A 13,970-nucleotide genomic window follows, 5' to 3' on the forward strand; every position below is an offset into this window, starting at 1 on the left:
CTCCTATCCCTGTTACTTCCTAATTCCTTTTTAGTGGGGGAGTGTGAACAGTTACATAAAAGTTTGTGGATAGTCTTGAATTAAATTTTTTATTTGAATAAAAACTTCTTGCTTTATTGTTGGTAAAATCTCATTTAATCCATCAAGAAAAAGAGTGGCTTTTCCTTTTTGCAAAAGTTCATTAAGTTGTCTAAAATCAAATCCAAATTTATTACATATATATTGTTTAATATTAATATCAGAAGTTAAGAATTTTAATTCAACATACATTGGTAATTGAATACTCTGACTACAAGCATCCTGATAAGATAAATACTGCATGGTTGTACTTTTGCCCATTCCAGCATCACCTACAATAATCATTTGAAATTGCTTTTCTTTGATTAACTGTTTACGCAAATCTTCAATTTTTCCTTCTCTTCTTGCTCTTGCTTCGTCTTCAATATCAAGATTATCAGGAATATCCCAATCAGTTTCTCTAACATAAAGAGAAATTTCTTCAAATTCTTCTTTTCCTTCAATATGAACAAAACGACTATGCCATTTCTGAAAATGTGCTTTAACGGTATTAGTATAAGAACTAAATTTAAGTACGCTCTCCTTGTTTATGAGAGATTCTAACACATTAAAATGTTTGTAAGTTGCATAAAGATATATAACTAATGCACTTTTTAATTTGTTTAAAATTTCTGCTTTACTGTAATCTTCACAAAGATGACTTTCTATATTACGCAATTTATAAGTAGATAAAAGATGTTCAGCAAAATTTGTTTTTTGATGAGATTTAAGCTCATTCCAATTGTAATTGATTGTATTAGGATTTAAGCCTAATTCCTCAATAAAAGCTGATAACCCTCTATTTTCAAAAGCCAATTGATTATATTCGGTTGGATTAATTAGATATAATAGTTTTCGCAAATACTGTTCAACTTTTACTGCATGAGGAAAATAAATTGATGTATCTTTTGTATTTTCAACTAATAGTTGATATAAAGCAACTGAAACTAAACTTGAAAGTCCATCTAACTGTAAACTTGGACTATTTAGAGGATAAAATAAAACTTTTTCAAACAAATCAATAGTTTCTCTAACCTTAAAACTACGTTGAACTTGAAAAACATCTTTTGTTTCTCTAATTATTTCCTCTTTTATTTGTGTCCAATTATAATCCATAAGTTTTTATTTTAAAAATAGAAAGTAGATTAACAAATCCTAAGCAAAAACAATTTCAAAATAAATAGCAATTATTTTAATTACTTACTCTTGTCAGTGTTATTTGTTACGAAAATTGATGTAATTTTTACTCACACTAGGTATAACCATACTATTAAACTAAACGATTGTCAAGCAGAATGTATTTATTTGCAATATTTATGTAGTCTGACCTGATGAACTCTATCCTCATCCTCAAAACCAACAATTTGATCAAAATTCAAATAGCGATACAAATTATCACCAAAAGGATTAATTTTCTCCTGTTTATAAATTACTCAAGCCACAGCAAACTCAGTTAATTTCCGAGTTTCTGGATCATGAAAAGCCAGAACAATATCTTCTTTTGGTACACCTTCCCTTAATAACTCCGTTGCAATTCCTTCCTCAGTCCAATCTTCCTCAATGTAAATTTTCTCATTTTTAATACGAATATGGACAGAAATTCCCTTAATTCTTTCCTCAGTTGTCCAACCAACTTGAAACCATAAATATTGATCTCTTTGCTCATCAAAAGCTAAGAGCATTTCTATATTATCAGGAGATGCAGAGGAAAAAAGTTGATGATATTCTGTTAATATTTTTTTGATTAAAAAACGGTAATTTTCTAACTTATCCATTTGGTAATAACCTCCTTATCTGTATCTACAATGATTAATTTAAGTTGGTTTTCATCAACAACAACTTGGATAGTTTCATCAAAATTAGCTTTATAAACAAGTTGACCAAGTGCTAAGTAAATCTGATGATCGGGTGCGGTTCTTTTAAGATAATTACGGTAAATGATATACTGACCTACAGCCCTTTCTAAATCATAAATAAATGATGGATTTAGAAAACTTTTAACTTCTATCACTATTTTCTCATCACCTCTTTGAGCAGATAATGGACGTTCAGCACCTAGATCAGCAACAAGTCTTAATTTTCTATAGATTATATAATAAGGATCAGCCGTAATTGTCCAACCATCCTTAATTAAAGCATTTTTTACCGCATCATGGCAAGTATCCTTTGCTGGCATTGTTTACCCCGATAATAAACTATTATAATTTCATCCACACCCACCGTAACCTAAATTACACTAACATCTATTAAGCCACAGCAAACTCTGTCAACTTCCGAGTTTCTGGATCATGAAAAGCTAAAACAATATCCTCTTTTGGTACACCTTCCCTTAATAACTCTGTTGCTATTCCTTCCTCAGTCCAATCTTCCTCAATATAAATCTTCTCATTTTTAATGCGAACATGAACATGAGTATTATTAATTCTTTTTTGATTTACCCAATCTACAGACATCCATAAATAATGATCATGAGTTTCATCAAAAATCAAACAGGTTTCATATTTTTTCTTAGATGAACGATTAGCCAGATTATCATAATCTGTTAAGAGTTTTTTAATAGTTTCACGATAATTAACTAATTTATCCATTGTACAATTTCCTCCTTTTCTGTATTAATGATAACTAAAGCAAGTTGATTTAATTTAACTACAGCTTTAATTGATTTCCTTTGAAAAAAAGTTTCATAAATTTCATCTTTAATAGCTAAGTAAATTTCTTGGTATTCATCCTGAGATAATTGAATCAAATCACGATACAAAATATATTGTCCTAAAGCATTCTGAAAATCTTTGATGAGTGAAGGACTGATAAAACTCTTGATTTCAACAATAATTTTACGTTGTTTTTGGTTTTCTGAAACTAGCTTTTCTACAGCTAAATCTGGATAAAGTTCAACGTCTTCATATTCAAGAGGATAAGGATCGGCTGTAATTGTCCAACCATCTTTAATTAAAGCATTTTTAACCGCATCATGGTAAGTATCTTTTGCTGCCATTGTTTACCCTGATAATAAACTATTATAACATTCAGGTGAGCCATCAAGACTCACCCCAATTACATTATACCAACAAAGCCTGCTCCTCCTGAGAAATCACCCTCCCCTCATCTTGAAAACCAGCAATTTGATCAAAGTTCAAATAGCGATACAAATCATCAGCAAAAGGATGAATTCTTTCGGCGACAATATCCAAATATTCCTGCACATTAGGAAGCCTTCCCAACAACGCACAAACTGCTGCTAATTCCGCCGAACCTAAATACACTTGAGCGCCTTTACCCATGCGATTATTGAAGTTACGAGTCGAGGTAGAAAACACAGTTGTGTTATCATCAACTCGCGCCTGATTTCCCATACATAAACTGCATCCTGGAATCTCAGTTCTCGCCTTTGCAGCCACGAAAACATCATAAACACCTTCCGCTTTCAATTGGTGTTCATCCATGCGAGTTGGGGGTGCAATCCATAACCGCGCTTTTACCTCACCAGCACCTTCCAAAACCTTCGCAGTTGCTCGATAATGTCCGATATTTGTCATACAAGAACCAACAAAAACTTCTTGGACAGGATCATTGGCAACTTCTGATAATAACTTAACATTATCAGGGTCATTGGGAGCAGCAACAATTGGTTCTTTGATTTGGCTTAAATCAATTTCAATTACTTCTGCATATTCAGCATCAGCGTCAGCAGATAATAACACCGGATTGGCTAACCATTCTTCCATTTTTGCCACGCGACGCATCATGGTTCTAGCATCACTATAACCCCGTGCTACCATATTTTTTAAAAGAGCAATATTGGAACGTAAATATTCCGAAATTGTTTCTTCACTTAACTTAATTGTGCAACCAGCACAAGAACGTTCTGCGGAAGCGTCGGTTAATTCAAAAGCTTGTTCAACTTTCAAATTTGGTAAACCTTCAATTTCCAAAATTTTGCCAGAGAAGATGTTTTTCTTGTTCTGCTTCTCGACTGTTAACAAACCTTTTTGCATGGCAACATAAGGAATGGCGTTAACAACATCCCTCAAGGTTATTCCTGGTTGCAATTCTCCTGTAAATCTGACCAAAACTGATTCTGGCATATCTAAAGGCATTACACCCAATGCACCAGCAAATGCCACTAATCCAGAACCAGCAGGGAAGGATATTCCTAAGGGGAAGCGGGTATGGGAATCTCCACCTGTTCCTACGGTGTCGGGTAACAACATCCGGTTTAACCAGGAGTGAATGATACCATCACCAGGACGCAACGCCACGCCACCACGAGAGGACATAAAGTCGGGTAGTTCTTGGTGGGTTTTAATATCCACAGGTTTGGGATAGGCGGCGGTGTGACAGAAACTCTGCATTACTAAGTCTGCACTAAAACCTAAACAAGCGAGTTCTTTTAATTCGTCTCTGGTCATTGGTCCTGTGGTGTCCTGAGAACCTACTGTAGTCATGATTGGTTCGCAAGATGTCCCCGGACGTACTCCTGGCAAACCAGCGGCTTTACCGACCATTTTCTGCGCTAATGTGAAGCCTTTTCCGCTGTCGGCTGGGGCTTGGGGACGAATAAATAATGTGCTGGGTGCTAAACCTAATGCTTGACGGGTTTTGTCGGTGAGGGTACGTCCAATTAGTAGGGGGATGCGTCCACCGGCGCGAACTTCGTCTAAAATGGTGTCGGGTTTGAGGCTGAAGGTGGAAATTACTTCTCCTGCGGCGTTGAGAACAGTTCCTTTGTAGGGATAAATGGTGATTACGTCGCCGGTTTCCATTTTGCTGACATCGCATTGAATGGGTAATGCACCGGCATCTTCGGCTGTGTTAAAAAAGATGGGAGCGATCGCACTTCCTAATATATAACCCCCCGCCCGTTTGTTTGGCACAAAGGGAATATCATTGCCCAAATGCCATAATACAGAATTGATTGCAGACTTACGAGATGAACCTGTACCGACAACATCACCGACGTAAGCAACGGGATGTCCTTTTTTCTTTAACTCTGCAATGGTTTCTAAACTTCCGGGTTGACGAGTTTCTAACATCGCCAAAGCGTGTAAAGGAATATCTGGTCTGGTTGTAGCGTGAGTTGCGGGTGATAAGTCGTCGGTGTTGGTTTCTCCGGGAACTTTGAAAACCGTAACAGTGATAAATTCTGGTAATGTGGGACGCAAAGTAAACCATTCTGCTTCTGCCCATGAGTTTACAACTTGTTTAGCATAGGGGTTGGTTTTTGACAATTCCAAAACATCATGGAAAGCATCATACACCAACATAATTTTGCTGAGGGCGTTAGCTGCATAAGCGGCGATTTGTTCTCTTCCTTCCCCTCCCATTACCAAGGGTGTTTCTGAAGATGTTGATACAGAGTTGCTAGAAACTTGGAGTAAGTCAATTAAGGATTGAACATTGTAACCGCCGATCATTGTTCCCAGTAATTCTACTGCATCAACTGGTGAAACTAAGGGGCTGGTAATTTCTCCTTTAGCAATTCCAGTCAGAAATCCAGCTTTTACATAAGCAGCTTGGTCTACTCCAGGGGGAATGCGATCGCGTAATAAATTTAATAATAACTCTTCTTCGCCTGTTGGGGGATTTTTCAGTAATTCACATAATGCTGATGTTTGCTGTGCGTCTAATGGTAAGGGAGGAATACCCAGTTGGGCGCGTTCGGCAACCTGTTGACGATATTCTTGTAGCATGAGTTAGATTGTTCTCCTGTAATCTCTGGCTTTGATTATTATTTTATTGTAAGGGAATTGTTACAGGAGTTACTGGTAAACGAATTTGTCAGAAACAAACAATTTAGAGATTATAATTTTGAGTCTAGATAAGTTATTAAAAATATATAAGAATCGGGTTTGATTCTTATTCATTATACTGAGACTCAATCGTTAATTATACTCAACACGGCTTAATTACTTGATTCTCCGGGTAGGGGTTTAGCAGTGCTAAACCCCTACAAATCTGAGTTTTTCGTGATTTTACAAAAGTCCATGTCTCAACCGTTTTTAGTATAGAGGATGTTTACAAGGTTGGCGAGTGTGTAAAATGTGAATAGAAAAAACACACCACTGAAACAGTATTTTGTTAGCAATAAAACGTTTTAACTTTTATCACATCTGGATTTACAAATTAGGAAATTATTTTTGTGCTTCCCAGTGTGATGAAACAGGACTAACTAAAATAAACCTCTACAAAATAACAACTCATAAAATACCTAAGCGAAAAGCCAGACTTCCATTATCGCTTAGAGGGTGAAGGAACAAGTCCCTCATGGTGTATCAAATATTTTTAGATCCCCCTAAATCTCCCGATAAATTGGGGGACTTTGACTCTAGTTCCCCCCTTGCGAAGGGGATCTGTAAGTGCCTAAAATCACAACCTAAAACTTTTCAAACAACCTCTTAGATGTATTTAAATATAATTGTTAAAAATAATCTCCCATTAATTATGAAAAATTGCAATTACTATATCCGTTTTCTGCATGATTACTCAAATTTAGTAACCTACTATACGAATTGTTATGAAAAATCACACTAACGTAACAATATCGCAACTGTCACACTACCAACCAGGAAACTACTATCAGTTATTTCCCCAAAGTAGCAAGTACAGAAACGATAAGAACACGGATACACAGTTAATTCAGTCCTGTTCCCCAAAAAAAGCCGATGATAGAAACAGCAACTACCACCGAAAAACTCAATAAATTCGAGAAATTCAAAGCCGAAAAAGACGGACTCGCCGTTAAAAACGAAATAGAAAATTTTGCCCAAATCGGTTGGGAAGCAATGGACGAAAACGACCTCAACCATCGCCTAAAATGGTTAGGTGTATTTTTTCGCCCAGTCACTCCCGGTAAATTCATGATGCGAATGCGTTTACCTAACGGCATTCTCAACAGCAATCAAATGTCTGCTTTCGCAGAAGTGGTACAGCGTTACGGTGAAAATGGCAGCGCCGATATTACCACCAGACAGAATATACAACTACGCGGGATCAACTTTGAAGATATCCCAGATATCTTTAATAAATTTCACAAAGTCGGATTGACTACTATCCAATCTGGGATGGATAACATCCGTAATATTACAGGTGATCCTGTCGCAGGATTGGATGCAGACGAGTTTTATGATACTAGAGAATTAGTCCAGCAAATCCAAGATATGCTGACTAACAACGGTGAAGGTAATCCAGAATTTAGCAATCTTCCCCGGAAATTTAATATTGCAATTACCGGAGGAAGAGATAATTCAGTTCATGCAGAAATTAACGATTTAGCCTTTATTCCCGCTTTTTGGGGAAATGAAGATCAAACCCCAATCTTTGGTTTTAACGTCATTGTTGGTGGTTTATTTTCCGCTAAACGTTGTGAAGCAGCTATTCCTTTAAATGTTTGGGTATCTCCCGCCGAAGTTGTATCATTATGCAAAGTCATTGTCGAGATTTTTCGAGATCATGGCTTGCGTGCAAATAGACAAAAAGCCCGGTTAATGTGGTTACTTGATGAATGGGGGATAGAAAAATTCCGCGCAGAAGTGGAAAAGCGTTTTGAAAAATCATTATTACCCGCAGTAGCCAAAGATGAAATTGACTGGGAAAAACGAGATCATGTGGGAATATATAAACAAAAACAACCTGGATTTAACTACGCAGGTTTAAATATTCCCGTCGGAAGATTGTTTGCTGATGATATGTTTGAAATTGCCCGTTTAGCGGAAGTTTACGGAAGTGGAGAAATCCGCTTTACCGTAGAACAAAATATCATTATCTCTGATATTTCCGATTCCAGCTTAACAACATTTTTCACAGAATCTATATTAGAGAAATTTTCAGTTAATCCTGGTTTATTGATGCGATCGCTAGTATCATGTACTGGCGCACAATTTTGTAACTTTGCCTTAATAGAAACCAAAAACCGCGCCTTAGCAATGATTAAATCATTGGAATCTGAATTAACTTTATCACGTCCCGTGCGAATTCATTGGACAGGATGCCCTAATTCCTGTGGACAACCCCAAGTTGCAGATATTGGCTTAATGGGAACTAAAGTCCGTAAAAATGGCAAAATGTTGGAAGGTGTGGACATTTACATGGGTGGAACAGTTGGGAAAGATGCACATTTAGGAACTTGCGTCCAAAAAAGTATTCCCTGTGAAGACTTACAACCAATATTACGAGATTTACTTATTCAAAACTTTGGCGCAAAACTTAGGGAACAAGCCTTAATTTCTCATTAAATTAATCGCCAAAATCCAGAAATAACTGCAAACCCAAATTAAAACTGATTAAGAGTTAACAATGAGCAATATTTCCCGCAGAAAATTTATTATTACCTCCAGTGTCGCAGCCGCAACTTCTATCTTAGTACACGGTTGTTCATCTAGTAATTCTCAGTCAGCATCAACAGATAGTGCTGCTTCTTCTAATACCAAACTGGCTAACAATTCCACAGTTAGTAATGCCCCCAAAGTAGAAACAACCACAGCCAAATTAGGATTTATTGCTTTAACAGATTCCGCACCTTTAATTATTGCTAAAGAAAAAGGTTTCTTTGCTAAATATGGGATGACTGATGTTGAAGTCAGCAAACAAAAATCCTGGCCAGTCACTCGTGATAACTTGAAAATTGGCTCATCTGGTGGTGGTATTGATGGCGCACATATTCTTACCCCCATGCCCTATCTTTTGACCATGAATGATAAAGTGCCAATGTATCTTTTGGCGCGGTTAAATATCAATGGTCAAGCCATTTCCGTTGCTGAAAAATTCAAAGATTTGAAAGTTGGTTTACAAAGTAAATCACTTAAAGAGTCGGTAAATAAAGCAAAAGCTGATAAAAAATCTATCAAAGTTGCTATGACTTTCCCCGGTGGTACTCACGATTTATGGATGCGTTATTGGTTAGCTGCTGGCGGCATTAATCCTGATCAAGATGTAATTTTGGAAGCAGTACCACCACCACAAATGGTGGCGAATATGAAAGTCGGAACTGTTGATGCTTTTTGTGTTGGAGAACCTTGGAACGCTCAATTAGTCAGTCAGAAATTAGGTTATACAGCCTTATCTACAGGTGAATTATGGAATAATCATCCAGAAAAAGCCTTTGCTATGCGGAAAGATTGGGTTGATAAAAATCCCAATTCTACCCAAGCATTATTAATGGCAATCATGGAAGCACAACAATGGTGTGATCAGGCAGAGAATAAAGAAGAAATGTGTAAAATCTGCGCTGATAGAAAATACTTTAATGTTGCTGTAGCTGACATTTTAGAACGAGCTAAAGGTAATATTGATTATGGTGATGGACGCAAGGAACAAAACTTTGCATATCGGATGAAGTATTGGGTAGATAATGCTTCTTATCCCTATAAGAGTCATGATACTTGGTTTTTAACTGAAGAAATTCGTTGGGGTTATTTACCTAAAGATACGAAAGTGAAGGAAATTGTTGATCAAGTAAATAGAGAAGATTTATGGAAACAAGCTGCTAAGGCTTTGGGTGTAGCTGCTGCGGAAATTCCTACCAGTTCTTCTCGTGGTGTGGAAACATTTTTTGATGGGGTGAAATTTGATCCAGAAAAACCCGAGGAATATTTAAAGAGTTTGCAAATTAAGAAGGTGTAAGTAGTAGGGGTAATTCATGAATTACCCCTACCCATTACCTTTGGTGTATTTATTCAATTTTTAAGTCTCACGCAGAGGCGCAGAGGTGCAAAGAAGAGAAGGAAAAGAGATTTTTAATAATTTACTTAGGAGAAATAAATGGCTGCTATTGTTGGAAGTCGTAGAGTTGGTAGTAAACAACGGAAGGCTATTAATAAGTTTTTGATCAATAAGGTTCTACCACCGCTGTTTGGATTATTTGTTTTTCTGATGTTGTGGGAATTACTTTGTTTAATTCCTAGTTTTCAATTACCTGGACCGATAGAAACAATTCGGGAAACTTGGGACCCTTTTGTTATTCATCCTTTTTTTGATAATGGTGACAGTGATAAGGGTTTAGGTTGGCAAATATTGACCAGTTTAGGACGGGTTGCTTTAGGTTTTTCTTTAGCAGCAGTTGTCGGGGTTGTTTTAGGAATATTAATTGGTTCTAATACTTTTCTGTATAATGCTGTAGATCCGATTTTTCAGGTATTAAGAACTATTCCTCCTTTAGCCTGGTTGCCAATTTCTTTAGCGGCTTTTCAACAAGCTAATCCTTCGGCGATTTTCGTGATTTTCATTACTTCGATTTGGCCGATTTTAATTAATACCACAGTGGGTGTACAAAATATTCCCCAAGATTATGTAAATGTGGCTCGTGTTTTGCGGTTGCGAAAGGGAAATTATTTCTTGAAGATTGTGTTTCCGGCAACTGTTCCTTATATTTTTACGGGTTTAAGAATTGGTATCGGTTTATCTTGGTTGGCAATTGTCGCGGCAGAAATGTTAGTTGGTGGTGTGGGTATTGGTTCGTTTATTTGGGATGCCTATAATACGACTACTGAAACTAATATGAGTGAGATTATTATCGCCTTGGTATATGTCGGTTTGGTGGGATTAGTTTTAGATAGAATGGTGGCTTTTGTTGCCCAAAAGGTTGTAACAACAGAACAAAAATAATTCGTAATTATTTAAATTACCTGTTCTTATTAATATCCCCGACTTCTGACATTTATTCATAATTTACTCACACGCTCAAAAAGAAGTCGGGGATCTACTTCCCATTACCAATTACCTATTACCATTCATAATGAAGACTTTTTTAGAAATTGATCACGTAGATAAAATATTTAACCTCCCCAATGGTGGTAAATATATTGCTTTAAAAAATATTGAATTGAAAATTTCTGAAGGTGAATTTGTTTCTTTAATTGGACATTCTGGTTGTGGTAAGTCCACTTTACTGAATATTATTGCTGGTTTAGATCGAGCTAGTATTGGTGGTGTAACTTTGGAAGATCGGGAAGTCAGAGAACCTGGTCCTGATAGGATGGTGGTTTTTCAAAATTACTCTTTACTTCCTTGGTTAACTGTACGAGAAAATATCGCTTTAGCTGTGGATGAAGTTCATCAAAATCTACCTAAAGGAGAACGTCGGGGAATAATAGAAGAATATATTGATATGGTGGGTTTGCGACGTGCAGCTAACAAACGTCCTAGTGAATTATCAGGGGGAATGAAACAGCGTGTTGCGATCGCTCGTGCTTTAGCTACCCGTCCTAAGTTATTATTATTAGATGAGCCTTTTGGGGCTTTGGATGCCCTGACAAGGGGAAATTTACAAGCACAATTAATGACCATCTGCAATGAACACAGAATTACCTGTGTGATGGTGACACATGATGTTGATGAAGCTTTATTATTGAGCGATCGCATTGTCATGTTAACCAACGGACCAGAAGCACATATTGGGCAAATTCTCGAAGTTCCTATTCCCCGTCCCCGTCAGCGTTTAGAAGTAGTTAATAATCCCTGTTACTACGACTTGCGGAACGAAATAATTTACTTTCTCAACCAACAAAAACAAGCGAAAAAACGCCAGAAACAACCCACAGCACCAGCAATTATTTCTAACAACAACTTAGAAAAAGTTCATTTAGAAATTGGCTATATTCCTCTCACTCAAGCCGCACCTTTAATAATTGCCAAAGAAAAAGGTTTCTTTGCCGAATACGGTTTAGAAGTCAACCTCAACCCTGAAAATAGCTGGAAAGACATCGCCAAAGGTGTAGTAACTGGCAAACTTGATGCCGCCCAAATGGTAGCAGGAATGCCCCTAGCCCTGACATTAGGTGCAGGAGGTAAAAATCCGGTGTCAATGGTAACAGCTATGACCCTTTCCCGCAACGGTAGCGCCATTACTCTCAGCCAAGAATTATTCAACAGTGGAGTAAAAAACTTAACAGATTTCCAAGCTATTATTAACGCTGACTTAGACAAAACCCACACATTGGGAATTGTCCATCCTGCATCCATGCAAAACCTATTATTGCGCTATTGGTTAGCAGAGTCTGGGATTCAACCTGATGTAGATGTCAGCCTGATGGTAATTTCACCACAAGAGATGGTAACTGCCCTCCAAGAAGGAAAAATTGATGGTTACTGTGTCGGTGAACCTTGGAACTCTCACGCAGTTGATCAAAATGTGGGTTTTATCACCGCTATCACCTCAGAACTTTGGCATGGACATCCAGACAAAGTATTAGGAGTACGAGAAGATTGGGCGCTGGAAAATCCCCAAACACATCTAGCATTAGTCAAAGCCCTATTAGCAGCTTGTGAATATTGCGACGATATTCGCAACCGGGAAGAAGTTCTCAAATTAATTTCTCAACCTGACTATCTTGGTAGTAATTCTCTGCATCTTCGTCCAGGTTTAATAGACAATTACAAGCATGGTAATCATCAACAAACCCAAACTTCCCATCAGTTTTATTTCAACAAAGCCAATTATCCAGATCGTCATGAAATGCTATGGATTTTAACTCAATTAGCCCGTTGGGGTTTAGTAGCCTTCCCAAAAAATTGGGTAGAAGTAATTGATAGAGTTTGTCGTCCAGATATATTTGGTGCAGCCGCACGAGAAAGAGGCATTTTAGATATTGGTAGGGAAGAAATAATTCAATTATTTGATGGCAAAATCTTTAATCCTTCAGAACCAATAGAGTATTTAAAAAGTTTGGAAATTAAACGCCAGCTTCGCGTTGAAGAAATATTTATTTCGTAGGGCGGGGAGACCCCGCCCTCGTTTACCCATAATAATGAGTTGTAATAATTTAGGAATATATCATCATGACAACAATAAACTTTAATCACAAAACCCAACAATTAAAAACCCAGAAAAAAGAAGACTTCTTAGTAATTGATGGTGTCAACAAAATTTACCCCACTGCTGAAGGTCCATACACCGTCCTAGATGACATTAACCTCAAAGTTAGTGAAGGTGAATTTATTTGTTTAATTGGCCATTCCGGCTGTGGAAAATCAACACTACTCAACATGGTTTCTGGATTTAATAAACCTACCAACGGTGTCGTGTGCTTACAAGGTCAACCCATAACCGAACCCGGTCCAGACCGAATGATGGTATTTCAAAACTATTGTTTACTACCTTGGTTAAATGTTTTTGATAATGTTTATTTAGGTGTTGATTCCGTATTTCCTAACAAAAGCCAAGCCGAAAAACGGGCAATAGTTAGAGAACATTTAGCAATGGTAGGGTTAACAGAAGCAGCCCAAAAGAAGCCCGGTCAAATATCTGGAGGAATGAAACAAAGAGTTGCGATCGCCCGTGCTTTAGCCATTCGTCCCCAACTCCTCATTTTAGATGAACCATTCGGCGCTTTAGATGCCATTACTAAAGAAGAATTACAAGAAGAATTACTACAAATTTGGTCAGATCATCAAGTCACCGTTTTAATGATCACCCATGACATTGATGAAGCCCTTTTTCTTGCTGACAGACTCGTAATGATGACAAACGGACCAGCAGCAAATATTGGCGAAGTTTTAGAAATACCCTTTTCTCGTCCTCGCAACCGTCGCCGCATTATGGAAAATCCAGAATATTACAACTTACGAAACTACGCTTTAGACTTCCTCTATCGTCGCTGCGCTCATGTTGATGAGTAATTGGCATAATCCGTAATTGGTAAAAAGCCCCACAATAGCATCTGATCACGAAATTGAAGCAGAAATAATTAATCATCAACCGATTTTAATGGCTGAAGAATAATTGTCTCACTCAAAGGTGCAAAAGTAAGAATATAAAGAATTATGAAAATCATACATTCCTCTTGATTTTCTCTGCATATCTGCGCCTTTGCGTGCAATAAAAAATCCTAAAATCATGAATGAATTTACCAAAACACTTTGTCCTGTAACTGTTCACACTCCCCCACTAAAAAGGAATTAGGAAGTAACAGGGATAGGAG

General features: G+C 37.3%; 11 protein-coding genes. 5 read left to right on the plus strand and 6 right to left on the minus strand.

What is annotated here, in order from left to right; translation table 11 throughout:
• Nucleotides 1-51: 51 nt before the first annotated feature.
• The 6 genes from FJR05_RS03725 to acnB form a co-directional block, all read right to left on the minus strand.
• On the minus strand, nt 52-1,173 hold the full coding sequence (locus tag FJR05_RS03725) for an NACHT domain-containing NTPase (RefSeq protein ID WP_168642864.1): 1,122 nt from the start codon (nt 1,171-1,173) through the stop codon (nt 52-54).
• A gap of 317 nt (nt 1,174-1,490) precedes the next feature.
• On the minus strand, nt 1,491-1,832 hold the full coding sequence (locus FJR05_RS03730) for a XisI protein (protein WP_168498341.1): 342 nt from the start codon (nt 1,830-1,832) through the stop codon (nt 1,491-1,493).
• Nucleotides 1,820-2,233 carry an element excision factor XisH family protein gene (locus FJR05_RS03735; protein WP_168642865.1) on the minus strand — a complete coding sequence of 138 codons (414 nt, stop codon included), beginning with the start codon at nt 2,231-2,233 and terminating at the stop codon, nt 1,820-1,822. Before FJR05_RS03735 ends, FJR05_RS03730 begins: the two co-directional genes overlap by 13 nt.
• Before the next feature lie 70 nt (nt 2,234-2,303).
• Entirely contained in the window at nt 2,304-2,645 is a 342-nt protein-coding gene (locus tag FJR05_RS03740; RefSeq protein ID WP_168642866.1) for a XisI protein, read from the minus strand.
• Complete coding sequence (locus tag FJR05_RS03745) at nt 2,633-3,052, minus strand: XisH family protein (RefSeq protein WP_168642867.1); 420 nt, start codon at nt 3,050-3,052, stop codon at nt 2,633-2,635. The genes FJR05_RS03740 and FJR05_RS03745 overlap by 13 nt, the downstream gene beginning before the upstream one ends.
• Before the next feature lie 64 nt (nt 3,053-3,116).
• Entirely contained in the window at nt 3,117-5,747 is a 2,631-nt protein-coding gene (gene acnB / locus FJR05_RS03750; RefSeq protein WP_168642868.1) for a bifunctional aconitate hydratase 2/2-methylisocitrate dehydratase, read from the minus strand.
• Between the two features lie 972 nt (nt 5,748-6,719).
• Between acnB and FJR05_RS03755 the strand changes: the two genes are divergently transcribed.
• The 5 genes from FJR05_RS03755 (at nt 6,720) to FJR05_RS03775 (ending at nt 13,668) form a co-directional block, all read left to right on the plus strand.
• Nucleotides 6,720-8,288 carry a ferredoxin--nitrite reductase gene (locus FJR05_RS03755; protein WP_168642869.1) on the plus strand — a complete coding sequence of 523 codons (1,569 nt, stop codon included), beginning with the start codon at nt 6,720-6,722 and terminating at the stop codon, nt 8,286-8,288.
• 61 nt (nt 8,289-8,349) lie between these two features.
• Entirely contained in the window at nt 8,350-9,675 is a 1,326-nt protein-coding gene (locus FJR05_RS03760) for a CmpA/NrtA family ABC transporter substrate-binding protein (RefSeq protein WP_168642870.1), read from the plus strand.
• Nucleotides 9,676-9,813: 138 nt separating this feature from the next.
• Nucleotides 9,814-10,656: a nitrate ABC transporter permease gene (gene ntrB, locus FJR05_RS03765; protein WP_168642871.1), complete on the plus strand. Its 843-nt coding sequence runs from the start codon at nt 9,814-9,816 to the stop codon at nt 10,654-10,656.
• Between the two features lie 130 nt (nt 10,657-10,786).
• Nucleotides 10,787-12,763 carry a nitrate ABC transporter ATP-binding protein gene (locus FJR05_RS03770; RefSeq protein ID WP_168642872.1) on the plus strand — a complete coding sequence of 659 codons (1,977 nt, stop codon included), beginning with the start codon at nt 10,787-10,789 and terminating at the stop codon, nt 12,761-12,763.
• Nucleotides 12,764-12,828: 65 nt separating this feature from the next.
• Nucleotides 12,829-13,668, plus strand: coding sequence for a nitrate ABC transporter ATP-binding protein (locus FJR05_RS03775; protein ID WP_168642873.1), 840 nt, complete (start codon nt 12,829-12,831; stop codon nt 13,666-13,668).
• The last annotated feature ends 302 nt before the right edge of the window (nt 13,669-13,970 follow it).

Origin of the sequence: Dolichospermum sp. UHCC 0259, assembly GCF_009711935.1 — a bacterium.
Taxonomy (GTDB): Bacteria; Cyanobacteriota; Cyanobacteriia; order Cyanobacteriales; family Nostocaceae; genus Dolichospermum.

Bases quoted from the DNA above. Each gene is read 5' to 3' on its own strand.
- FJR05_RS03755 (WP_168642869.1), top strand. From the start codon at position 6,720: ATGATAGAAACAGCAACTACCACCGAAAAACTCAATAAATTCGAGAAA.
- FJR05_RS03760 (WP_168642870.1), top strand. From the start codon at position 8,350: ATGAGCAATATTTCCCGCAGAAAATTTATTATTACCTCCAGTGTCGCA.
- FJR05_RS03770 (WP_168642872.1), top strand. From the start codon at position 10,787: ATGAAGACTTTTTTAGAAATTGATCACGTAGATAAAATATTTAACCTC.
- FJR05_RS03735 (WP_168642865.1), bottom strand. From the start codon at position 2,233: ATGCCAGCAAAGGATACTTGCCATGATGCGGTAAAAAATGCTTTAATT.
- ntrB (WP_168642871.1), top strand. From the start codon at position 9,814: ATGGCTGCTATTGTTGGAAGTCGTAGAGTTGGTAGTAAACAACGGAAG.
- FJR05_RS03740 (WP_168642866.1), bottom strand. From the start codon at position 2,645: ATGGATAAATTAGTTAATTATCGTGAAACTATTAAAAAACTCTTAACA.
- acnB (WP_168642868.1), bottom strand. From the start codon at position 5,747: ATGCTACAAGAATATCGTCAACAGGTTGCCGAACGCGCCCAACTGGGT.
- FJR05_RS03725 (WP_168642864.1), bottom strand. From the start codon at position 1,173: ATGGATTATAATTGGACACAAATAAAAGAGGAAATAATTAGAGAAACA.
- FJR05_RS03745 (WP_168642867.1), bottom strand. From the start codon at position 3,052: ATGGCAGCAAAAGATACTTACCATGATGCGGTTAAAAATGCTTTAATT.
- FJR05_RS03730 (WP_168498341.1), bottom strand. From the start codon at position 1,832: ATGGATAAGTTAGAAAATTACCGTTTTTTAATCAAAAAAATATTAACA.
- FJR05_RS03775 (WP_168642873.1), top strand. From the start codon at position 12,829: ATGACAACAATAAACTTTAATCACAAAACCCAACAATTAAAAACCCAG.